Genomic DNA, 22,318 nt, shown 5'->3' on the forward strand with positions numbered 1-22,318 from the left:
AATTTATTTAAAAAAATAAATAGTGTGATTTTTCATTTTTCTGTTGATTTTTTATTTGGTATCGCTTACAATTTTTTATAAACCGGTTTACAAAACCGATTTAGTAAAACCGTTTATCATTTTAAAAATTAGAAAAAGGTGCTAGTCATGAATACTTCCAAAAATATTACTATTTCAGATGTGGCAAAGCATGCCAAAGTGTCAAAGAGCACAGTCTCTCAATATTTAAATCAAAGATTTGAATATATGGGGGCAGCTACTAGAACTAAAATTGAAGAGAGCATTAAAGAACTTGGTTATTCTCCTAACTTTTTAGCGAGAAGCCTTAAGCAAAAGAAAACTTTTACTATAGGTATTATTGTTGCAAATATTTTACATGGATTTTCCACACAGGTCATCCGTGCCATTGAAGATTGTTGTAATGAGCAAGATGTTCATGTGATTGTATGTAATGCAGATGATGATCCAGCTAAAGAAAAAAAGTACATCAGCATGCTGCAGGCTAAACAGGTAGATGGATTTATCATCTTTCCAACAGGGGAAAACACTGATGTTTATAAACAAGTATTAGGGCGCAATATTCCTATAGTGTTTGTGGACCGACTTATACCGGACCTTGAAGTGGATACTCTGTTACTTGATAATATTAATGCTTCAAAGTTAGGTGTTTATAATTTTGTAGAAAATGGACATGAAGATATAGCTATTATTACACCACCATTAAATCCGCTAATAACCCCGAGGTGGGAACGCCTAGAAGGTTATAAAGAAGCAATGGCAGAGTGCAAAAAGAGTTACCCGGAAGAGTATATTATTTCCGGCCAGCTTCATACACTGCATGATCAATTGGATAAAGTATTTCAATTGAAACGGCGGCCAACAGCCATCCTCTGTTCAAATGATTTAACGTTAATGGAAGTATTAAAATATTGTAAAGCGAAAAGTATCCTACTTCCGGATCAACTAAGTATTATTGGAATTGATGAAGTTTCTTTTGCGACCGTATATAACCCGGCTCTTTCAACCATTAAACAGCCTGCTTTTAATATAGGAGGAAGGGCAGCAGAGCTTTTACTTGACCATATAAACGGAAAGTCTTCGGAACGTAAGGTGTATCGCTATGCTCCTGAATTTTTAGAACGTACCTCTGTAAAGACTTTGTGAAGGAAGAATATATATTTTTTTTAATGTTTATTGTAAGCGTTTAAATAGTGAATGTTTGTAATATTAAGCATAGGAGGGATGAAGAAAATCGTTAGTAGTCACAGTGTGTTGAGATTTTCATCTATTAATTAAATCTGTAGGGGGAAGATCAAAGATGAAAAAAATTTCTTTATCAACTGTTTTAGGCTTATTATTGATTGTCGGGACAGCCTGTGGAGAAGAAGGGACAGAGGAAACAGAAGGAACAGCAGATGTTGAAACGGAAGAAGCCAATGCAGATGAAAGTGACAGCAATGGTGAAGCAGCAGAAGGAGATACTTATGAAATCAAGCTGGCTGAAAATCAGCCGGATGATTATCCAACGACGATAGGTGATAAAGCTTTTGCTGAAATGGTTGACGAACGTTCTGATGGCCGTATTCAGGTAGAGGTTTTTTCAGGAGGACAACTTGGAGATGAACGCAGTGTGCTTGAACAAGTACAAATAGGGTCCATTGAGATGGCTAGGACGAATGCTAGTCCTCTTACCGAGTTTTCTGAAGACATTGGAGTTCTATCCATGCCTTACTTATTTGAAAATGACGAGGCGATGTGGGATGTGCTGTTATCAGAAGTAGGCGACGATCTATTAGATTCGTTAAATGACGCAAGTATGCAGGGATTAGCCTTTTATGATTCTGGAAGTCGTAGTTTGTACAATGCGGAACGTCCAATTAATGGACCTGATGATGTAGATGGACTGCAAATTAGAGTACAAGAGTCAGATATGATGGTTGATTTGATAGAAGCATTAGGAGGTTCTCCAACGACTATGGCCTTTGAGGAAGTCTATTCCGGTTTAGAAACAGGGGTAGTGGACGGTGCAGAAAATAATTTTCCAAGTTATTATTCAACCAATCATTATGAAGTAGCCGAATATTACACCCTTAATGCTCATTCAACAGTTCCTGAAGTGCTGGTGATGGCAGAAGACGTTTGGAATCAAATGAGTGAAGAAGACCAGCAAATCGTTCGGGAAGCTGCTCAAGATTCTATCGAAGTTCAGCGAGAAGCATGGGATGAGTTAGTAGAGGAATCCAGAGAGACTATCGAAGAGAATGGAAACCAGATCACTGAAGTTGATGATTATACGGATTGGAGAGAAGCGGTAGAACCATTGTATGAAAAATACGGCACCGAATACCAAGATTGGATTGATCGAATAGAAGAAGCGCAGTAAGCCATTTATATAAGGGAGTAAGCTTAAGTTACTCCCTTTTCCTATTAAACTAGGAGGAAATTAATATGAAGTGGATATATTGGATTCGAGACAGCATTAATAAGGCAATAGAGTACATTTCTATTACTATGCTAACGGTAATGGTTCTGGCAATTACATATCAAGTTTTCACAAGGACTGTCTTTAACACTACTCCGACTTGGTCAGAATCACTTTCGGTGTTTCTCTTTTTGTGGGTTGGCTTTTTTGGGATAGCTTATGGTTTTCGTGAAAGGACCCACATCAGCGTCGAGATTTTTTACAGTTTGTTCCCTAAGTGGTTACAAAAGATATGCAGACGAGGAAATGCTGTCTTAATTATTGGAGTAGGAGCTATTTTTGCTTATTATGGATATAATTTTGCATTAGATAGCATGAGAAGCAATTTGCCAGGACTAAACGTTCCAACAGGGGTTAGTTATCTGATTATCCCGCTTACAGGAATCGTAATGATAATATATGGAATTATTAATTTGATTAACGATGAAGATAGTGCTGGAGAAAAAACAATAGAAGAGACGGAGGAGGGCTAGAAAATGGAGATTGCTATTTTACTTGGAAGTTTTATTGTACTGCTTATATTTAAAGTTCCCATTGCCCTTACTCTAGTCATATCGTCTTTATTAACAGGATTTTATCTAGAACTTCCTCTACCATCCATTTTACAGCGTATGGTAGGTGGACTTAATTCCTTTTCTCTTTTAGCCATTCCATTCTTTATATTGGCTGGTGAGATTATGAATGAAGGTGGTATTTCTAGACGTCTTATTAACCTGTCAAATTTAATTATTGGCAAAATTAGAGGCGGCCTAGCAATGGTGAATATTGTATCTAGCACTTTTTTTGGAGGGATATCGGGATCCTCTGTCGCAGATGTTTCTTCTGTTGGTTCTGTATTAATTCCTATGATGAGGAAAAAGGGATATGATCGTGACTACTCTGTCAGTGTTACAGTTTCAAGTGCTGCCCAAGGGGTTATTCTTCCTCCAAGCCACAATATGATCATCTATTCTACAGCAGCAGGCGGGGTTTCGATTAGTGCTCTCTTTATGGGAGGGGTCTTACCGGGACTTTTACTTGCTCTTTCACTTATGGTTATATCATATATCATTGCTGTTAAGCGCCAATATCCAAAAAGTGAACCAATGAAAAAAGAAGAAATTCCAAAAGTTCTGAGTGAAGGGATTTTAGGATTATTAACTGCTGTCATCATTATCGGCGGCATTGTATCAGGGATATTTACAGCAACAGAGTCCGCAGCAATCGGTACTGTTTATGCGTTTATTATAACATTTTTTGTCTACCGGGATGTACCGTTGTATAACTTTAAATATGTCTTACAACGTACATTTAAAACATTATCAATGGTATTGTTTTTAATCTCAGCTTCTTCTGGCTTCGGCTGGCTTTTGGCTTTTTTACAAGTTCCGAGTATGGTTTCAGACACATTGTTGTTCTTCTCTCCAAACGACATTATTACTTTTCTAATGATTAATCTCATTTTATTGCTTTTAGGTACTGTTATGGATATGGCCCCGCTTATTTTAATTGCGACGCCTATTTTCTTGCCTATTGTTACAGAAGCTGGTATGGATCCTGTACATTTTGGTGTGATGCTGATTCTAAATCTATCTATCGGTTTAATTACTCCACCAGTAGGTTCAGCATTATTTGTAGGTTCGGCAATAGGAGAGATCGCAATGGAAAAAATGCTAAAAACCTTAATGCCATTCTATTTAACAATGGTCGTAGTTCTCATCACCGTCACGTTTTGGAGCGACCTCGTTATGTTTATTCCGGAGATAATTGATAATTAAGGAGGGGAATATTGGTGGCTGAACCGATTATTCGTATTAACAAAAAAGATAATGTAGCGGTGCTTATCGTGAATGAAGAACCAGGCTCCACCTTTACGATCGATAACACCTCTGTCACTCTTCAAGAAGAAATAGCTCCAGGTCATAAAATTGCGTTGGAGGATATTTCAGAAGGAGAAGACATTATTAAATATGGAAACCCCATTGGAAAGGCAACCAAATTCATTAAAAAAGGACAATGGGTGCATACGCAAAATGTAAAAACAAACTTAGAAGGTACCCTGGAATATGCTTACACCCCTAAAAAATCAGACTTGCCAAAGCCAGAAAAAGAACGAACCTTTCAAGGATATAAACGACCGAACGGAGAGGTAGGTATTCGAAACGAAATTTGGATCATTAATACTGTTGGTTGCATTAACAAATCAGCAGAGCTATTGGCAAGCATGGCGAATAAAGAGTTAAGCTCTAATGATGAAGTCGATGGCGTTTATCATTTTCCACATCCTTTTGGCTGTTCCCAGCTCGGAGATGATCTAACGAATACACAGCGTGTGCTTTCTAGTCTCGTGCATCATCCAAACGCTGTTGGTGTATTGGTTATGGGATTAGGATGTGAAAATAACACCATCACGTCTTTTAAAGAAATTCTAGGTGAGGTAGACAACGGAAAAGTGCTATTTATGGGAGCACAGGACGTCGATGATGAAGTAGAGGAAGGCTTAGACCTAATTTCGGAGTTAGTATCGTATGCTAATAGCTTTAAACGAGAAGCCGTTCCTCTTTCTGAACTGAAAGTAGGCTTGAAATGCGGAGGTTCGGATGGTTTTTCTGGAATAACAGGAAATCCACTCGTTGGATCCTTCTCTGATCGGTTGATTTCATATGGGGGCACAACCGTTCTAACAGAGGTTCCTGAAATGTTTGGGGCCGAGAAACTGTTGATGGATCGGGCAGAAAATAGAAGCGTTTTTCAAAGTACCGTAGATTTAGTAAATAATTTTAAAGAATATTTTCTAAGTTACAATCAGCCTGTCTATGAAAATCCTTCCCCTGGAAATAAAGATGGGGGTATTACCACGTTAGAAGAAAAATCGCTTGGATGTGTTCAAAAAGGAGGGAGTGCTCCAGTTGTTGATGTGCTAAGTTATGCAGAAAGAGTCAAGAAAAAAGGATTGAACCTGCTGCAAGGTCCTGGAAATGATCAAGTTTCTGTAACCAATCTATCAGCAGCCGGTGCTCACATTGTTCTTTTTACTACTGGAAGAGGCACTCCATTTGGCGGACCGGTTCCTACGGTAAAAATTTCTACTAATTCACAGCTTGCTAACAAGAAAAAGCGTTGGATTGATTTTAACGCAGGGCCGTTTGTAGAGGGGACCCCGCTTGATGAGCTGACTGATGATTTATTAGCAGAAATAATAGACTGGGCGTCTGGTACAAAGAAAACAAAAAATGAAGAGTATAACTTTAAAGAAATTGCTATTTTCAAAGATGGTGTAACGCTATAAGCAGTGAGGAGAGTTAAATATGGAACGATTATCAAAATCCCTCATTCAAAATAGGGAAGATCTGCTCAACCAAACGTTCAATAAAAAAGATTTTCCGGAAAAGGTCCTGCAAATTGGAGAAGGGAACTTCCTAAGAGGTTTTGTTGACTGGATGATAGAACGCATGAACAGACAGGGGGTGTTTCAAGGCCGGATAGTAGCAGTTCAGCCTACCCCCCATGGCCGTAAGCTTCCTGACTTGAAAAAGCAGGACGGTGCTTACACGGTGGTCCTAAGGGGACAAGAGGATGGACAAATCGTAGATCAAGCGGAAGTAGTAACTGCAATATCGAGAGGTATCAACCCGTATGAAGAATGGGATGAACTGGTAGAGACTGCTTGTTCCGAAGATATTGAGGTAGTTATTTCTAATACGACGGAAGCTGGTTTGACGTATCAAGAAGAAGAATATAAAGAGAATCAAGCTGTCCTCTCTTACCCCGGTAAATTAACACAGCTTTTATATCAGCGTTATCAAGCATTTCAAGGAGCTGCTGACAAAGGATGGGTTATCCTTCCATGTGAACTTGTTCAACAAAATGGAACAGTTCTTAAGGATTTAGTTTTAAGAAAAATAAAAGAGTGGTCCTTAGGATCCTCTTTTCAAGAATGGGTCCTTCAAGCAAATACCTTTTGTGAAACACTTGTTGATCGAATCGTTACCGGTTATCCGTATAATGAAGAAAAAGAGTTGAAAGAACGGTTTGGATATGAGGATAAGCTGATGACCGTAGGAGAACCGTATCATTTATTCGTTATTGAAGGAGATCAGCACGTTCGGGAGGTTCTGCCATTCGGGCAAACCGAACTAAATGTGCGTTTTGCGCCTGTCGATGACTATGCTGAATTGAAAATACGTCTTTTAAATGCGCCTCATACGATGATGTTTGCACTGGGGTATTTGCATGGCAAAGACACAGTGTATGAATCAATGAGAGATAGAGAGATTCGGTCGTATGTAGAGAAGATGATAGATGCTGCTATTAAGCCGGTACTACCATATGAAGACAAGGAAAAGGATGACTTAGCAGCTTCTGTGTTAGAACGTTTTGAAAATCCATATCAACGCCACTTACTGACAGACTTAGGACAAAACGGACTCGAGAAGTTCAAAACGAGAGTACTTCCGTTATGGAAGCGCTGGGAAGGACGCAGCACAGCGGCTAATCATTATTTTGCCCTTGCTTTAGCCGGAGTACTTGCCTATTACCAGCCGGCTGAAAAGAACGGAGAAAAGGTAAAAGGTTTAGCAAAAGGAAGAGAGATACCACTTCGGGAAAAAGAATCGACGATCACATATATGCATGAGCAGTGGCAGCTTGTGTACAACAGTCAGCAAAGTCTGCATCAGCTCGCCGCAAATGTTCTTCGTAACCCAAATGTATGGGATGAAAATTTGAGTTTGGCAGACAAGGAACAGGAGAAAGTCGGAACCTACTTAGAGGCTATAATACAGTACGATGCCCAAAAAGCATTTCAACTTTTGAATGATAATGTGAAGGAGGAAGTGTAATGATTTTACAAAGCAAAGAAGACATTCGCAAAGCAGTAGAAGGAACAGTAGAAAAGGAAAAGATTACGGATATTCACACCCATCTGTTTTCCCCTAATTTCGGTGACATTCTGCTTTGGGATATTGATGAACTATTAACCTATCATTATCTCGTCGCAGAATTGATGCGTTGGACTGATATCGAGTATGAGGAATTTTGGAACCTTAGTAAAAAAGAACAAGCAGAGCTTGTGTGGGATGAGTTATTTGTAAAACGTTCGCCTATTAGTGAAGCCGAACGCGGTGTGCTTACAACGTTAAAAGTGTTAGGAGTTACACCGGACACAAAAGATTTAAATGAATACCGAAAAATTTTCCAAGAGCGTACGGCAGAGCAGCAAGTAGACGAAGTGATGAAACAAGCAAGCGTAGACAATCTCGTTATGACCAACGATCCCTTTGATGAAAAAGAAAGAAACGTATGGCTGAATGGAGAAAAACCACATGATCACTTTCATGCCGCTCTTCGCATCGATCCTCTCTTAAACGACTATGCGAATACAAAAGAAGTATTGCGTTCTTGGGACTATCAAGTAGCCGAAGAGTGGAATGATCAATCCATCAAAGAGGTTCAGCGCTTTTTAGAGGACTGGATTTCGATAATGAATCCTCTTTATATGGCAGTTTCTCTTCCTCCTGCTTTTGCATATCCAGAAGAAAGTGACCGCGGCCGCATCATTCGTGACTGCATCCTGCCGGTGACCAAAAAACATAACATCCCGTTTGCACTGATGATTGGGGTGAAGAAACGGGTGAATCCAGCATTGGGTGATGCAGGTGATTTTGTTGGAAAAGCAGACATGAGTGCTCTGGAGAACTTGTTGTCAGAGAATCCTGAAAATAAGTTTCTCGTTACGATGCTTGCAAGGGAAAATCAACATGAGCTTGCAGTACTCGCACGTAAATTTCGGAATTTGATGGTGTTTGGCTGCTGGTGGTTTATGAATAATCCGGTCATCATAAATGAAATGACGCGCATGCGTTTCGAGCTGTTAAATACGAGCTTTATCCCTCAGCACTCCGATGCGAGAGTGCTCGAACAGGTAGTATACAAATGGAGACATACAAAAGAGATACTTAAAGACGTTTTGACCGAGAAATATGAAGATGTCCGAGCAACTGGCTGGAAGATAGACCAAAGTGACATTGAAAATGATGTAGCAGATCTATTTCACAGGAACTTCTGGAACTTCATAGAAAAAGATTTGCGTAAGTAAGAAGGTCAGAGGGATAGGTGAGCACTATGAAAATGACTATGCGCTGGTTTGGAGAAACTGACAGAGTTAAATTAGAAGATATTCGACAAATACCCGGATTAACTGGCATTGTTTCCGCCATTTATGATATCCCAGCTGGTGAAGTTTGGCCGAAAGAAAAAATCCGTAAATTAAAAAATAAGATTGAATCTTATGGTATGACCCTTGATGTGATTGAGAGTGTCCCTGTTCATGAAGATATTAAATTAGGGCGGAGCACTAGAGATTACTATATAGCTAATTATCAACAGACTCTTCGATATCTTGCCGATGAGGGGGTTGGTACCGTTTGTTATAACTTTATGCCAGTTTTTGATTGGACGCGGTCTAAACTAGATTATAAATATAAAGACGGTTCTACTGCCTTAATTTATGAGAACGAAGTTATTTTAGAAACTGATCCTTTAAGCGGAAGTCTAGAGCTTCCCGGATGGGATCTTAGCTACGGCAATCAGGAATTAAAAACACTTATTGATGATTATCAATCGATAACAGAAGAAGATATGTGGGAGAATCTTCGGTACTTTTTGAATGCAATTATGCCAGTTGCAGAAGAAGTGAAAATGAAAATGGCAATTCACCCCGATGACCCGCCTTGGTCAATTTTTGGTTTGCCTCGTATTATTACAAGTGAAAAGAATCTTGAGAGGGTGCTTCGAATGTATGATCATCCTCTCAATGGATTAACATTGTGTTCTGGTTCATTGGGGGCGGATAAAAACAATAATATTCCACAAATGGTTCGTCGCTTTGGAAAAGAAGGAAGGATTCATTTTGCCCATGTTAGAAATGTGAAGCGGACGGGGGAGCGGTCATTTTATGAAACTTCTCACCTAAGCTCGGATGGTTCTTTAGATATTGCAGATATTATGAAAGCATACGCAGAGATTAAATTTGACGGTCCTCTGCGGCCAGATCATGGCAGAATGATATGGGGAGAAAAAGGGCGGCCTGGCTATGGATTATATGATCGGTCTCTAGGAGCTTCTTACCTTAACGGGTTATATGAAGCTTTTACTTATTGATACTTATTCGCAGAAAACGGATACAGCAGGGGGGAAACTTCAATGAACTTACCATTTCAAATGAGTTTAAAACATAAAGTTGCGATTGTAACAGGTGGAAGCGGAGTACTAGGACGTTCACTTGTCATGGCATTAGCAGAAGCAGGAGCAAAAGTAGCTGTATTAGGTCGAACACAAGAGAAACTTAGTGTAATTGAGGAAGAAGCTGATCGATTAGAAGGAGAGGTTAAAGGTTTTTCTGTCGATGTGCTAAATAAAAAACATTTGGAAAAAGTAAGAGATGACATTCGTGAACAATTTGGATTTTGTGATATTTTGATAAATGGAGCAGGAGGGAACCACCATGATGGGACTACCTCCAAAGATTACTTCGATAAATCGGACCTAGAAGGAGTAAAAAAAGACGTTAAGTCTTTTTTTGATCTTGAACCGGAAGGTATTAATTATGTTCTTCAATTAAATTTTTTAGGAACGCTCCTTCCTACCCAAGTATTTGCAGAGGACATGGTTCATAAAAAAGCAGCAAGTATTGTTAACATTTCATCTATGAATGCTTTTTCACCTCTTACTCGGATTCCTGCTTACAGTGGTGCTAAAGCAGCTGTTAGCAATTTTACCCAGTGGCTGGCCGTTCACTTTTCGCAAACTGGTATACGCGTCAATGCAATTGCACCTGGTTTCTTTTTAACCGAACAGAATTACAGCCTTCTTGTTACAGAAGAAGGTTCACCAACGGAACGAGCTCAAAAAATTTTAAACCAAACACCAATGAATAGATTTGGAGAGGCAGAAGAGTTAAAAGGAACGGTGCTATGGCTTGTTAACGACCAGGCATCAAGTTTCGTCAATGGGGTTGTGATCCCAATAGATGGGGGATTTTCAGCTTACTCGGGCGTTTAGCTATTTAGAAAGGAAGATTACATGATGCTAAGTAGTGATGAAACTAGTCGAGCAATAATCACAAAAGGAATAACAGCTGTTATCCGTGGGGATTCAAAAGAAGAGGCTTTGCAGACTGCCAGGGCATGTTTACGGGGAGGAATAACATCGATTGAAGTAACTTGGACTATTCCTGAAGCAGCTCGTGTATTAGAAACCTTATCAAATGAAGCAGAAGAAAATCACCTAATTGGAGCAGGAACCATCATTGAAGGACCGACGGCAGAAGATGCTTTAAGAGCAGGTGCTAAATATATTGTAGGCCCTAATTTTGCACAAGATGTTGTTCGCCTTACATTACAACACCAAGTTCCATATCTCCCCGGATGTATGACTATTACTGAAATGATAGAAGCGCGTAAATCAGGAGCTGATGTAATAAAACTTTTTCCAGGCAGTCAATTTGGCCCCTCTTTTATTAAAGCTGTACACGGTCCCATGCCAGGACTGCCTATCATGCCAACAGGCGGAGTGTCTTTGGATAACGTAGATGATTGGTTAAATGCAGGAGCAGCAGCAGTAGGGGTAGGTGGAGAATTTACTAAGTTAGCTAGTAATGGAAATTATAAAGCAGTTGAGGAATTAGCCGAACAATTTGTGGGGAAAGTTAAAAAAGTAAAGGGGAAAGTGCAATGAAAAGAATAGTTACATTGGGAGAAATTATGGTTCGTTTTTCACCCCCCCGTCCCAAGACTTTAAAACAATCGAACCAGTTGGATGTTTATTATGGAGGAGCAGAAGCCAATGTAGCCGTGGCATTAAGTAATTTAGAAAATGAGGCGGTTTTCCTAACAGCTTTACCGGATAATGCAATAGGAGATGCAGTCATTTCTTTTTTAAAAGGAGAAGGGGTGGATACTTCTGCGATAGTCAGAGACGAGAAAAGAGTAGGAACATATTTGGTCGAGGAAGGGACAGCTCAAAGACCAACAAAAGTAACATATGATCGCAGCTACTCTTCCTTTTCTACATTGGACAGTACTCAAATTGATTGGGATGCAGTGTTTCATCATACTGATATTTTACACACAACGGGTATAACACTTGCCTTAACGGATCATACAAGGGAACTCGCTTACGAAGCTGTAGAAGAAGCGAAGAAAAGAGACATTTTAGTTAGCTTTGATTTTAATTATCGCAGTAAGTTATGGAGTTATGAACAAGCAAAACAATCCATACTACAAATTCTGCCCTATGTAGATATCTGTTTTGGAAGTGAGTTAGACTTAATAAACATTTTAGAGCGTAAATCTTCTGGACTTTCTAATATAAACGAACAGGCACCAATTGATCTGAATTTATACCAATCTTTTTTACAGGATTATCAAATAGAATGGATGGTAACCTCAGTAAGACAGCCTGAAACGAACACGCATCACTCCCTATTTGGTACTGCTGTTAATCAAGCAGGACAACAGTTCTTATCCCCTGAATACGACTTTGAAATTGTGGATCGAGTTGGGGGCGGCGATGCGTTTGCAGCTGGTTTTCTAGATAAATTTCGGAAAAATGAATCCGATGTTCAGGATGCTATTAACTTTGCTGCAGGCATGGGGGTTTTACAACACTCAGTGCCAGGAGATGCTTTCGTTTTAACAAGGGAAGATGTAGAAGGATTTATTAAAAGTCAAAAAGGAACTGGGGTCATTCGATAATAATAAGAGTGAAGGACAACTACCCCTTTCCTATTAGAGAACCATAACTCTTATCGAAGCTAAGAGGAAAACGATTAACAGCATACTGCAGGGAACTGAGCAGAGTGGCAGTGTAATTTCACTCTGCTCATTTTTTTATAAGATATATTTTTTGAATATTGTTAATACTTTTAAAAGGGGCGCGTATATTACCGATATTACAACCGGCAAATCAAGGATTGATGGATTTTGAAGAAGAAGAGGGAGAAAAATATTTATTAAAAAAGCTCTTTACGAAACAGGATATAACCATACAAAAGCAGCTCAGAAACTGGGAGTATCACGTAGTACACTTTATCGAAAAGGAAAAAATATAATATAAGTTAATAAACGGCCGCATATACCATGTGCAAGGCCGTTTTTTGATTTTACGAAAAATCTGAGCAAATATTATACGTCCTATGTAGCAACTATCGCACTATTCAGAAATATGTAGAACCAATGCTAAAATACGGGTGAATTATCAAAACTGGCTGGTTCATGATGGTATGCTGCTGTTGAAACATCAAGATTGTGATGCGCCAGGGCAAAGTTAATAAGATTAGTATAAAAGAGGGGGGAGGAATTTTGACAAAGTATATAACAATATTGGTTATTGCTTTAGTCTTGTTGTTAACTATGCCATCTATATTACACATCACAGCTGGAGAAACATATTATTCTTCTATTATTGGTGGTTTTATAAGTGGTTCTCTTACACTAGCAGGAGTTTATATCACAATTTTACATTACAAAGAAAAGGATTTTTCTGCATTGCTTCCAGAAAAAATTGCGTTGTTAACTGATTTGATAGAGGAATTAAGAGTCCACACTATTAATCTTCAGAGGTATGCGAATGACATGAATTATAATCAAAAATGTGTTCTTGTATTGAAAAAAGATATAAAGGAACATTTTTTGGAACAATCCTTATGCATAAGCGGGAATTGTTATGAAGAAATTGTTAAGTGCAACACAGAATCCTTTAAACTTTTAACAATGTTAAATCAATGGATAGATATAAAATACAATAAAATGTCTCAATTATCCGAAGAGCATATTGCTAAGTATACAGAATCTGTTAAAAACATAGAAAATAGCTATAATAATGTTTGTGAAATGAAAGAAAGAGTTCTTGAACAGTATAAAAAAACAAACAAAGTATAATTTATAAGGCTATGCCAGTTACTTGGAGAATTTAGTTTATCCTTGATTGCTCAGAAAATAGGTAGAACCAGTATGGTGGACCAAATTTCTTTTTTGTTGTTGCAACGATGACAGAGCTTTATTCAAAAGCCGCTATTCAATTAAGAGAGTGTGTCATGAAAATAGAATGATGGGTGAGTGACACACTTTGAAGCTTGTAATAGGTGCCGTGACAAGATGATTTTATTTTGGATCTGATCACAGATATAATTGATGATGTACTATTTTTCATTCTATATTTACTAACCATTTTTTAGAAAAGAGGGGAAAAATGAACGAGGATACGGAGTTAAAACATGTGGCAGCAGTGTTTACGGAGAGTTCGTTTTGGAAATTTATGGGGTTTGAAATAGAGAAATTAGAACAAGGAGAAGCTTGTTTGCGTCTAGAGGTAAGAGAAGATTTAATGAATGTCATAAATACATTGCATGGAGGTGTTTACGCTTCCATTTTGGATACAACTATGGGGATGACAGCACGATCCATTGAGGATGTCCCTTTTGCCACTATTGATATGAGTGTACATTATCTTCGCCCTATCGCGCAGGGAACCGTTTATACAAAAGGAAAGCTGATCAGCCGGAGCAAGAGTTTATTTACGGTGCAAGCTGAGATGATGGATGAAGATAATAATTTAGCTGCTCACAGTGTAGGAAGTTTTAAAGTTTTAAAACCTAGAAATTAACACCTTCTCGGCTGAAAAGTTGGAACAATATCAGGAATACAGCATGGAGATACCTGACAATAACGAAGCAATAACAGCTGCATTCCTTTACAAGGTGACAATCCTGGAGTTTCTAACTGAACATTATGCGGTTTAACATAAAATGCGGTTATTGTCAGGTGAAAATGAGAAAAATCCATTTTTTCTGAATTTTTTCACCTAAATTTAACCTTCCTAGCGTATAATAAAATAACACGTTTGATTATTCGAAACATAGTGGAGCAATGTAGTTGATCTAGAAAAAAGGCCGGTTGTATCCACATTACGTAAGGGAGGGTTACAAAATGGATGAGAAAGAAAAGTCTGTTTTGGAGAATGCTGCGACAGAGGAAAAAAATGTTGACTCGCAAGAAACACCAGCGGAGAAACGCGTAAAAACATCGATGGGCTTAGAAGAGAACGTGGCTGGGCTATTATGCTATTTATTGGGACTCATTACGGGTATTGTTTTTTTAGTTTTAGAAAAGGATAGCCGCTTTGTACGTTTTCATGCACTGCAATCCATTTTTATTTCAGGAACGATAGTGGTGTTAAACATTGTCTTCACAGCGATACCTGTTTTAGGATGGCTCCTTGGATTATTATTATCTCTTGTCGGTTTTGTTTTGTGGATCGTTTTAATGGTGAAAGCTTATCAAGGAAAATGGTTTAAACTGTCTATTTTTGGTGATATGGCTGAAAAGCAGTTAGATCAAATGAAAAAATAAAAGACTGACCGATAAGCCCTATAAACTTTAACAGCATATAGGACTTAATGGAAGACCGGCAGCGTGTTTTCAAGCTGCCGGCTTTTTTTGTTTTGTTTTTATTTTTTTCGCATAATAACTGTGTAAAACCATACCGGTAATAATGACAATCAATCCGACAGAAGCTGTGGCGTTTGGTAAAGGGACAGATAAAAGTAAAACTTCTCCGATTACAACAAATAATACTTGGGTTGACTGGGTTGCTTCTACTGCTGCCAGTTTACTTTGATGTTCTCGTACGCGGTCTGTTGCAATAAAAAATAATGAGGTAGCTATCACTCCAGAGCATATGGCAACTATGAAAGCCTGAAAAACTTGGTCTGTTGAGGGTGCGCCGGTTGTTATTAAACCAAATATGCAAATCATGAACCAAAAAGGAAGACTTGCAAGGGTCATCCCTAGAATTCGTTGAAACGTATCTAACCTTCCTCCACATATTTCCATCATTTTTCGATTGCCTATTGGATAAGCAAACGCTGCTATTAATACCGGCATGATTCCAAGAATAATATCTTTGAGAGCCACATTATTTGCACTTTGCATGTGAATCATAGCGACACCGCTTAAAATAATAAATGAAATACAAAGAGCCCTTATTGGTATTTTTATGTTGCTGAAAAATAAAGGGCTGATTAGAACACCAGCGACAATTGTTGTTTGCCAGGTACCAGCAACGAGCCAGCCCGGCCCGTACGATGCTGCATATGTAAGCGGTGCATAAAACATAACAAATCCTACAAAACTCCAGCAAAACCATTGAAATGGCTGTTTTTTTATTTCATAAATAACTTGTTTTAAGTTATGTCGAAAAAGTACAATAAGAAATAAAAAAGGAAGCATGAAAATAAACCTAAGCGAAGAACTCCACACCCAGCTTCCTCCTGAAAGTTCCATCGAACGATTCAATATAAATGTAACCGCAAAAAACATGGAAGCTATAATTCCAATAAATATTTCTTTCATGAAAAGACCCTTTCCCTGTTTTTACATTTGGTATATTATAGTTTATTGACAATTAATTATATTATACCGTTTTAAGTGGAGAAAAACTACATCTTTGTATTGTAAGGAGTTATTAAATATGAGTAACGCAGAAACGTTAGCGAAACAAGTTGGTTCTACATTGAGAAAAATTAGACAGGAACGGAGGATGAGCTTACAGGAGCTGGCCGATCGGATTGAAGTAAGTAAGTTGACATTAGGAAAGATTGAAAGAGGAGAAGCAAATCCTTCCCTCACTGTTATTTGGAAAATAGCGAATGGGCTGTCCATTCCCATTTCGGTATTACTTAGTGAAGAACAACATGTTAAATTGTCACGAAAAAACACGGGGAATAAAGTAGTGAGCGCTAACGAGGCCTGCACTCTGGAGCCTATTTTCAATGTTTCAAGTTATGGTTCAATGGAAATGCATAGAGCTTACTTAAATCCAAATAGTGAATACTGTCCTGGTTCCCATCAGTCAGGGGTTGTTGAATATGTAACGGTGATGGAAGGGGAAGTGCAAATAGAAATAGAAGGTGATAGGTACCATCTTTATCAGTACGATTCTATAACATTTAACGGTGACAGAGAGCATGCCTATAAAAACCCAAAGGCTTCTACTGCTGTTCTGCATTTTGTAATGACCTATGCCAATGTATGATTTAAGCAAATCCGTCTTTTAACAATGTTATTTACATGTGGCAGCAAATTTTTAAAGAGTAATGTTTGAACATCCTCCAATTATCAGCCTTCACAGCACTTAATCGTATCTTTAGTGAAATAATGGGTATGGAACCAATCAAAATGGGCAAATTCTTATACTGATTTGAATGGTCAAACAAAAACTATTCAATTTTCACATGAACTTCTGAGATAGCATTATAACCATACCCCTTTTTATTCCAAACAGGCTTTTTCGGTTGGACCCTTCCTGCAGAATCTGATGCTCGTATCCATATGGTGTATTCCCCTTTTTTGTCTACCTGCCACAAATACTGCCAAGTTACCCATGAATAAGGTCCGCCTATTGATTTATTCAAAAGGGTTGGGTGCCAGGTTTTACCTTGGTCAAAACTAATCACTACCTCAGATATATTTCCACGACCCGTCCACGCGATTCCTTTGATCAAATGATTTCCTTTATTCCTAATTGTTTGATCAAGCGGTTGTTGAATAATGGAATTCACATTCATATACGTAACAGGAATGTTTCTACGTTCTTCACTTTTGAAGTAATATACATAATCTAACGTTTGGAAAGGTCCATGAAATGGCCGGTCTATTACTGTTATTCTCTTCAGCCATTTTACTGAAGCCATGCCATACCATTGCGGTACGATAAGGCGGAGAGGAAATCCATGTTTAAACGTAAGCGGCTGATCATTATACTGATAAGCGACAAGTACATCTGGGTGTAAGGCATTTTGCAGCGGGAGGCTTCTTGCAAATGAAACAATTTCATTAGTATCTTTATGTTTTCCAGCATCAAAGCCTTCAAATACTATCTCTTGACCTTCTGCTTGAATTTCCGTGAATGATAACAGATCAAATAAGGGAACCCCTTTCCAGCGGCCGTAGGTGATCGCTCCGTCTTCCCATTGCTCTCCGTAAACACGAGGTTCAAACTTAGCTCGTTTATTACCAGCACATTCTATTACCATATCAATTTTTTTAGCAGGCATATTTAAAAGATCAACATAGTGAAAGGTAAGAGGATTATTTACACAACCATTTATGGATAAAGTGAAATTTTCTGGTGTTAGAAAAGGGAAGGAAAAATGATTCCGGCGAAATACGTACTCTGAAGAAATAATATCTGATTGTAAAAAATGTACAGGACATTCCTGGTTTTCCGGGTTTAGGCTTCTTGTGATAAGGTAAGGTTTGTTTTTATAATAATAAATCAGCATTCCCTCCCTTACGTGTTATAAAATAGTTTATTTTATCAGTAAGGTTGGTATGCTGATTAGTTATTTGTCATTTTTATCGTTTGCTCTGTGATTTATCTTCAGAGTACTGTCTTTGCGGACTCATATGAGTGAGTGATTCGGTAACAGCTTCTTCAGCCTTGTGGGCGTTCTGGTCATCTTTTTTGGCTTGTTTTTCTATTTGCTCTGCTTCATGCGGAGTTGTATTTTCAAACATTTGTACACCTCCTTTTGTATAATTTTCCCATGACAGAAAAGGATAAAGAATGAAAAATCCTAGCTCTCCTCTAGAAGACTATCTAAAGAAACTTCGAGTTCATTGTCTGGATCTTCGAGAGCATAAATTCTCGCCGTATGCTTTTGTTCATCTACATGCTGAATATAAATCGGGGTTCCATCATACGTGACATGTGCCATAACTGGTGATTCTGAAATTTCCTGGGCGCGCATGACGTTCACTTGATTTTCCTCCTTGTTTATACGTTAGGAAAGTTTCACTTTATTAAAGGATCAAAAGTATAAGCAAAACTATGATTCCCGCCATTTGGACTTGGCGGCAAGCTGAGTTTTTCTAAATAAGTCAGTTTTCAGTATGCGCGGAAAGTTACTGTTGTATGCGGATTTGCTCACACCTTTATTTTTTTTAATAATATAATAAAGGTGTGATTAACTTCCGATGGGAAGAGGGAACATATTTATAAAGATGAAAAAGGAGGTAGAGAATGTGGGACTGCAACAAGGAGATATAGCACCTGATTTTGTCCTGCCGTCAACAGACAAGCATGATATCTCCTTGTCTGATTACAAAGGAAAAAAGAATGTATTGATCGTATTCTTTCCTTTAGATTTTACCCCTGGCTGAATTAAAGAGTTAACCTCTTGGAAAGAGGAATATAAAAGGTTAAAGGAAAGAGATACAGAAATTTTAGGAATTAGTGTTGATCACATTTATTCACAAAATGTGTTCGAAGCAAGTCTTGGAACCCTTCCGTATCCTTTATTAGCTGATTGGCACAAAACAACAGTAAAAAAATACGACGTCTTTAATCAAGAAGACGAGATTGCGATCCGTTCCTGCTTCTTAATTGATAAAAATGGAATAATTATTTATGCTAATACTGCATTTGATGCAAACAACAAAGATAATTATGAAGAAATCATTTCAGCATGCAGGAAATAGCTAAAAATGACGGAAACGGCCATATAAACGGCATTTTCCTCACCATTGCTGTTAGTGAGGAAATTTGTCGTTTATTTTATACACGAGGAATATTTAACTTCACTAAGTTGGCGGAAAGACAAGGTTAACTGTAAAAGAAAGCCTAAAAACCTTCTACAATCAATCTGTAAGAGTTTGAACTAATTTTTGGACGAAATAATCAGATATATCTTCTGATGTGTTTGCACCACCCGGTTGATACCACTGCTGAATCCAATTTAATGAGCCTAAAATCATTAAACGGGACAACTTAATATTAATGTTTTTAAAACTTCCATTATTTACACCTTCTTGAAGAATTTTATCTATACAATTGGCATAATAGGAACGTTGACTTACAACTTTTTCTATATTTTGCCCCGAAAAGGTACTTTCCGGTTTATCAATTAAGCTGAAGATCACATTTTCTTCTGTTGATAGATGAATATGAGAGCGGATCACAGATTCCATTTTATGGATGCTGGATTGATTACTTTCTAATATCTCTGTAATTTTTTCATTGCTAATATCTAAAATAATTTTATGGCATTGGAAGAGCAAGTCCTCTTTATTTTTAAAATAGTGGTATAACGAACCCTTTGTCATTAATAATTGAGCTGCAATTTCTTCCATCGTTGTACCGTGCAACCCTTTTTCTTGTAAAATAGTAGCGGCAGATCTAATAATATCTTCTTTTTTCTTTTGAAGTTTTTGTTCACGCAATGACATTCATTTTCACCTCTTATCCCACTCCAAAGATCGAGTCATTCTATATAGTAGTAATATCGTATCACAAATATATATATAAGAATGGTGATTTAATTAGACATTTAAAGTGTAAATGTAACTTTCCAGTTGAGTTCATTTTTAAGGGAAATGGATCTAAAAATTCACTAGGATGAGGGGGGATGATAGAGCGTAAACAACGATTTAACAGATAGAAAATCAAAAGGAACTTTTTTTCTTCATTAATGAAGATTGGTGGGAATGTTCTAGAATTAACTGATGAAAATCAATCATAAATCCATTGTGCATTAAAATATCCAAGCCTAATAATCCATTATGATGCTTTGGCAGGATACCTACGTCAATTTTATGATTGGTTAAAACATATGGACCAATACGTAATTCATCCATTACTTTTGTATAAAAAGGGGCAGATCCTCCAATTCCATATGCCTCATAAACAGGATCACCGTTTTCATAAATGACTCCAATTGTTTCAAGCACATCTGGAGTTAAAATGGTATGGGAAGAGCCTGTATCGATAATAACATTGTCAATGTGAAGAAGGGATCCTCTAAAAATAACAGTAATAGATACAGTGAGCAGCTCTCCATCAAATTGCAGGTTCATTGCACGCGTTCAACCTTTCTAAATGGATCTCGTCTGATATGAATAATACATTCTTCATTAGCTGTATGATAAACAATGGTACCAGGCTCAGAGCGGAAAAGCTCTTTGTTTGCTTCATTATCTGGAATGGAGCGGATAGGTGATACTTCGTGGACAATTTTTTTATCGTATTTTTCGGTATAGTCTAAAATAGACACCAATACAAATTGATCAGGAAACAAATCTCTTACTTTCTGCCATTTCATAGAGAGACACCTCCTTTTCATCTATTATAAAGGAAATAACTACATATATCATACCGCTTTTGTGGCTATCTAGGAAACGATAAGTCGAATGATTCGAATCTAGAAGTGGAGTACATTATATTGGAGAGGAAGAATTTTAAAAGGAGTGTTACGACGATGAAATATCGGACGCTTGGTAAAACGGGAATGGACGTTTCAGTAATAGGTCTTGGAACATGGCAATTCGGAGGCGAATGGGGAAAAGAGTATAACCAGTCAGAAGTAGATGCTATTTTTGATAAAGCAAGAGAAACTGGTATTAATTTCATTGATACTGCAGAATGTTATGGTGATCATCTTTCTGAGAAATTTATCGGAAAAGCAATTGAAAAAGATCGTGATCAATGGATACTTGCGACAAAGTTTGGTCATAAATTTCACGGCTTATACGATCGTACCCGTCATTACAAAGCGGACGAAGTGCTTGGACAGCTTGAAGATTCTCTACGTGCCCTGCGTACAGATTATATTGACTTGTATCAATTTCATTCAGGGATAGGGGAAGAATTTAATAATGATGACCTCTGGACCATGTTAGACAAGCAGGTGCAGGCTGGAAAAATTAAGCATGTTGGATTATCTATTAAGAAAAACGATGATATTTATCAAACAAGGCAAGCTTCTCAAATCGGAGCGGAAACTATTCAAGTGGTGTATAACCGGCTTGATCGGACACCTGAAGAAGAAGTATTTCCGTCTTGTGAAGAACAAAATCTAGGAGTGCTTGCCCGCGTTCCGCTTGCGAGCGGTTATCTGAGCGGAAAATATAAACCAGGTGCGGTATTTTCAGAAAATGATGTGCGTCACAGACACGATCAAGAAGAAACGAGAAGAAAATTAGAAGCCGTATCAGAACTCAAGAAAAATGAAGTACCAGAAGACGTGTCCATGGCGCAATGGTCGCTGGCCTGGTGTCTGAAACACTCTGCAGTTTCATCTGTTATTCCAGGGTGTAAAGATCCGAAGCAAGTTGAATCTAACGCAAAAGCTGCGGAGCTTGTCATGGTCAATGATAGTCATCCACAAAGTGTTATAAAATAAGTAATCAGCCGCTGTCCCTTTTTTGAAGGGGCAGTTTATTTGTTTTAATAAAATATATCACGTCCCATTTTTCTTTGAACGGTCCCTGTCAAACAGAAGCAAAATAACAAACTTAGCTGCTTTATCCCTGTTTTCAAGAGGCATGAGGCCATACGATAAGAAAGTTTAACTTGCTTATGGAAGAAGCCAAACTATACATAATTGATAGACGAGAAAAAATACCTCTATTTGAAGGGGAATGTACACCCTAAATAAGGAATATTCATTATTATCTAAAAAATATACAATGGACTATATCAATTATATTTAAAAATATCTTCAATTTTAGATAAAGAAAGGTTGGGATGTAGTAAGAAGAGTGGATATAAAGGGTAATAACGGAAAAGAAAATTCGGCTAATGCCGTATGTCTGGGTTATATATTTACACCTCAATTGAAAAAAAGTATAAGTGAAGAAGACATTCAAAAGCTAGTTGACCTTCACCCAATTGGTCTCTAGAAGTTGCAATGTCGATTGTTTTCTTAGCTTCGAATGATGCTAGTTTTATTTCAGGAACAAGTTTAATGGTAGATGGAGGTTACACAGCCTAATAATTATAAACAGGATTAATTCCATT

General features: G+C 37.8%; 26 protein-coding genes. 19 read left to right on the forward strand and 7 right to left on the reverse strand.

Annotated features, from left to right (window positions below; translation table 11 throughout):
- Positions 1-147: 147 nt before the first annotated feature.
- The 15 genes from FZF09_RS01825 to FZF09_RS01895 all read left to right on the forward strand — a co-directional run bounded on the left by FZF09_RS01825 (position 148) and on the right by FZF09_RS01895 (position 14,871).
- Positions 148-1,164: a LacI family DNA-binding transcriptional regulator gene (locus tag FZF09_RS01825; protein ID WP_158734844.1), complete on the forward strand. Its 1,017-nt coding sequence runs from the start codon at positions 148-150 to the stop codon at positions 1,162-1,164.
- A 154-nt stretch (positions 1,165-1,318) separates the two neighbouring features.
- Positions 1,319-2,383, forward strand: a complete 1,065-nt coding sequence (locus FZF09_RS01830; protein WP_158734845.1) for a TRAP transporter substrate-binding protein — start codon at positions 1,319-1,321, stop codon at positions 2,381-2,383.
- Positions 2,384-2,448: 65 nt separating this feature from the next.
- Positions 2,449-2,955 (forward strand): TRAP transporter small permease, encoded by a 507-nt coding sequence (locus FZF09_RS01835; RefSeq protein ID WP_158734846.1) that lies wholly within the window; start codon positions 2,449-2,451, stop codon positions 2,953-2,955.
- Positions 2,956-2,958: 3 nt separating this feature from the next.
- On the forward strand, positions 2,959-4,239 hold the full coding sequence (locus FZF09_RS01840) for a TRAP transporter large permease (RefSeq protein WP_158734847.1): 1,281 nt from the start codon (positions 2,959-2,961) through the stop codon (positions 4,237-4,239).
- A 14-nt stretch (positions 4,240-4,253) separates the two neighbouring features.
- The gene (locus FZF09_RS01845) at positions 4,254-5,750 is read left to right on the forward strand and encodes a UxaA family hydrolase (RefSeq protein WP_158734848.1); all 1,497 of its coding nucleotides are present in this window, start codon (positions 4,254-4,256) and stop codon (positions 5,748-5,750) included.
- Between the two features lie 19 nt (positions 5,751-5,769).
- Positions 5,770-7,302, forward strand: coding sequence for a tagaturonate reductase (locus FZF09_RS01850; RefSeq protein ID WP_158734849.1), 1,533 nt, complete (start codon positions 5,770-5,772; stop codon positions 7,300-7,302).
- A complete protein-coding gene (locus FZF09_RS01855; protein WP_158734850.1) occupies positions 7,302-8,558 on the forward strand; it encodes a glucuronate isomerase in 1,257 nt (418 codons plus the stop codon). Before FZF09_RS01850 ends, FZF09_RS01855 begins: the two co-directional genes overlap by 1 nt.
- Before the next feature lie 26 nt (positions 8,559-8,584).
- Positions 8,585-9,622: a mannonate dehydratase gene (gene uxuA, locus FZF09_RS01860; protein ID WP_158734851.1), complete on the forward strand. Its 1,038-nt coding sequence runs from the start codon at positions 8,585-8,587 to the stop codon at positions 9,620-9,622.
- 42 nt (positions 9,623-9,664) lie between these two features.
- The gene (locus FZF09_RS01865) at positions 9,665-10,522 is read left to right on the forward strand and encodes an SDR family oxidoreductase (protein WP_158734852.1); all 858 of its coding nucleotides are present in this window, start codon (positions 9,665-9,667) and stop codon (positions 10,520-10,522) included.
- Positions 10,523-10,543: 21 nt separating this feature from the next.
- Entirely contained in the window at positions 10,544-11,197 is a 654-nt protein-coding gene (locus FZF09_RS01870) for a bifunctional 2-keto-4-hydroxyglutarate aldolase/2-keto-3-deoxy-6-phosphogluconate aldolase (RefSeq protein ID WP_233269368.1), read from the forward strand.
- Positions 11,194-12,216 carry a sugar kinase gene (locus FZF09_RS01875; RefSeq protein WP_158734853.1) on the forward strand — a complete coding sequence of 341 codons (1,023 nt, stop codon included), beginning with the start codon at positions 11,194-11,196 and terminating at the stop codon, positions 12,214-12,216. Before FZF09_RS01870 ends, FZF09_RS01875 begins: the two co-directional genes overlap by 4 nt.
- 256 nt (positions 12,217-12,472) lie before the next feature.
- Positions 12,473-12,577, forward strand: coding sequence for a helix-turn-helix domain-containing protein (locus tag FZF09_RS23285; RefSeq protein ID WP_370514414.1), 105 nt, complete (start codon positions 12,473-12,475; stop codon positions 12,575-12,577).
- Positions 12,578-12,822: 245 nt separating this feature from the next.
- Positions 12,823-13,401, forward strand: coding sequence for a hypothetical protein (locus tag FZF09_RS01885; RefSeq protein WP_158734854.1), 579 nt, complete (start codon positions 12,823-12,825; stop codon positions 13,399-13,401).
- 310 nt (positions 13,402-13,711) lie between these two features.
- A complete protein-coding gene (locus FZF09_RS01890; protein WP_158734855.1) occupies positions 13,712-14,125 on the forward strand; it encodes a PaaI family thioesterase in 414 nt (137 codons plus the stop codon).
- Between the two features lie 323 nt (positions 14,126-14,448).
- Entirely contained in the window at positions 14,449-14,871 is a 423-nt protein-coding gene (locus FZF09_RS01895) for a DUF4870 domain-containing protein (RefSeq protein WP_158734856.1), read from the forward strand.
- A gap of 69 nt (positions 14,872-14,940) precedes the next feature.
- Here the strand turns inward: FZF09_RS01895 and FZF09_RS01900 are convergent, their stop codons facing one another.
- Positions 14,941-15,873, reverse strand: a complete 933-nt coding sequence (locus tag FZF09_RS01900; protein WP_158734857.1) for a DMT family transporter — start codon at positions 15,871-15,873, stop codon at positions 14,941-14,943.
- A 118-nt stretch (positions 15,874-15,991) separates the two neighbouring features.
- On the opposite strand from FZF09_RS01900, the gene FZF09_RS01905 reads away from it, so the two are divergent.
- The gene (locus FZF09_RS01905) at positions 15,992-16,555 is read left to right on the forward strand and encodes a helix-turn-helix domain-containing protein (RefSeq protein ID WP_158734858.1); all 564 of its coding nucleotides are present in this window, start codon (positions 15,992-15,994) and stop codon (positions 16,553-16,555) included.
- Positions 16,556-16,739: 184 nt separating this feature from the next.
- On the opposite strand, the gene FZF09_RS01910 is transcribed toward FZF09_RS01905, so the two are convergent.
- The 3 genes from FZF09_RS01910 to FZF09_RS01920 form a co-directional block, all read right to left on the reverse strand.
- Positions 16,740-17,804 (reverse strand): sulfite oxidase, encoded by a 1,065-nt coding sequence (locus FZF09_RS01910; RefSeq protein WP_158734859.1) that lies wholly within the window; start codon positions 17,802-17,804, stop codon positions 16,740-16,742.
- Positions 17,805-17,877: 73 nt separating this feature from the next.
- Entirely contained in the window at positions 17,878-18,039 is a 162-nt protein-coding gene (locus FZF09_RS01915; protein WP_158734860.1) for a hypothetical protein, read from the reverse strand.
- A 59-nt stretch (positions 18,040-18,098) separates the two neighbouring features.
- Positions 18,099-18,281, reverse strand: coding sequence for an H-type small acid-soluble spore protein (locus FZF09_RS01920; protein WP_158734861.1), 183 nt, complete (start codon positions 18,279-18,281; stop codon positions 18,099-18,101).
- A 265-nt stretch (positions 18,282-18,546) separates the two neighbouring features.
- Here FZF09_RS01920 and FZF09_RS01930 point away from each other — a divergent pair, with 265 nt between their 5' ends.
- Positions 18,547-19,002, forward strand: a complete 456-nt coding sequence (locus FZF09_RS01930) for a redoxin domain-containing protein (RefSeq protein ID WP_370514408.1) — start codon at positions 18,547-18,549, stop codon at positions 19,000-19,002.
- 159 nt (positions 19,003-19,161) lie between these two features.
- Here the strand turns inward: FZF09_RS01930 and FZF09_RS01935 are convergent, their stop codons facing one another.
- The 3 genes from FZF09_RS01935 to FZF09_RS01945 all read right to left on the reverse strand — a co-directional run bounded on the left by FZF09_RS01935 (position 19,162) and on the right by FZF09_RS01945 (position 20,621).
- A complete protein-coding gene (locus FZF09_RS01935; protein WP_158734863.1) occupies positions 19,162-19,749 on the reverse strand; it encodes a TetR/AcrR family transcriptional regulator in 588 nt (195 codons plus the stop codon).
- 216 nt (positions 19,750-19,965) lie between these two features.
- Positions 19,966-20,376 carry a retropepsin-like aspartic protease gene (locus FZF09_RS01940; RefSeq protein ID WP_158734864.1) on the reverse strand — a complete coding sequence of 137 codons (411 nt, stop codon included), beginning with the start codon at positions 20,374-20,376 and terminating at the stop codon, positions 19,966-19,968.
- The gene (locus tag FZF09_RS01945) at positions 20,373-20,621 is read right to left on the reverse strand and encodes a hypothetical protein (protein WP_158734865.1); all 249 of its coding nucleotides are present in this window, start codon (positions 20,619-20,621) and stop codon (positions 20,373-20,375) included. Before FZF09_RS01945 ends, FZF09_RS01940 begins: the two co-directional genes overlap by 4 nt.
- Before the next feature lie 156 nt (positions 20,622-20,777).
- Here FZF09_RS01945 and FZF09_RS01950 point away from each other — a divergent pair, with 156 nt between their 5' ends.
- Positions 20,778-21,701 (forward strand): aldo/keto reductase, encoded by a 924-nt coding sequence (locus tag FZF09_RS01950; protein ID WP_158734866.1) that lies wholly within the window; start codon positions 20,778-20,780, stop codon positions 21,699-21,701.
- A gap of 507 nt (positions 21,702-22,208) precedes the next feature.
- Positions 22,209-22,292: an SDR family oxidoreductase gene (locus FZF09_RS23290; protein WP_370514415.1), complete on the forward strand. Its 84-nt coding sequence runs from the start codon at positions 22,209-22,211 to the stop codon at positions 22,290-22,292.
- Positions 22,293-22,318: the final 26 nt, after the last annotated feature.

It is taken from the genome of Alteribacillus sp. YIM 98480 (assembly GCF_009765375.1).
Lineage (GTDB): Bacteria > Bacillota > Bacilli > Bacillales > Marinococcaceae > Alteribacillus.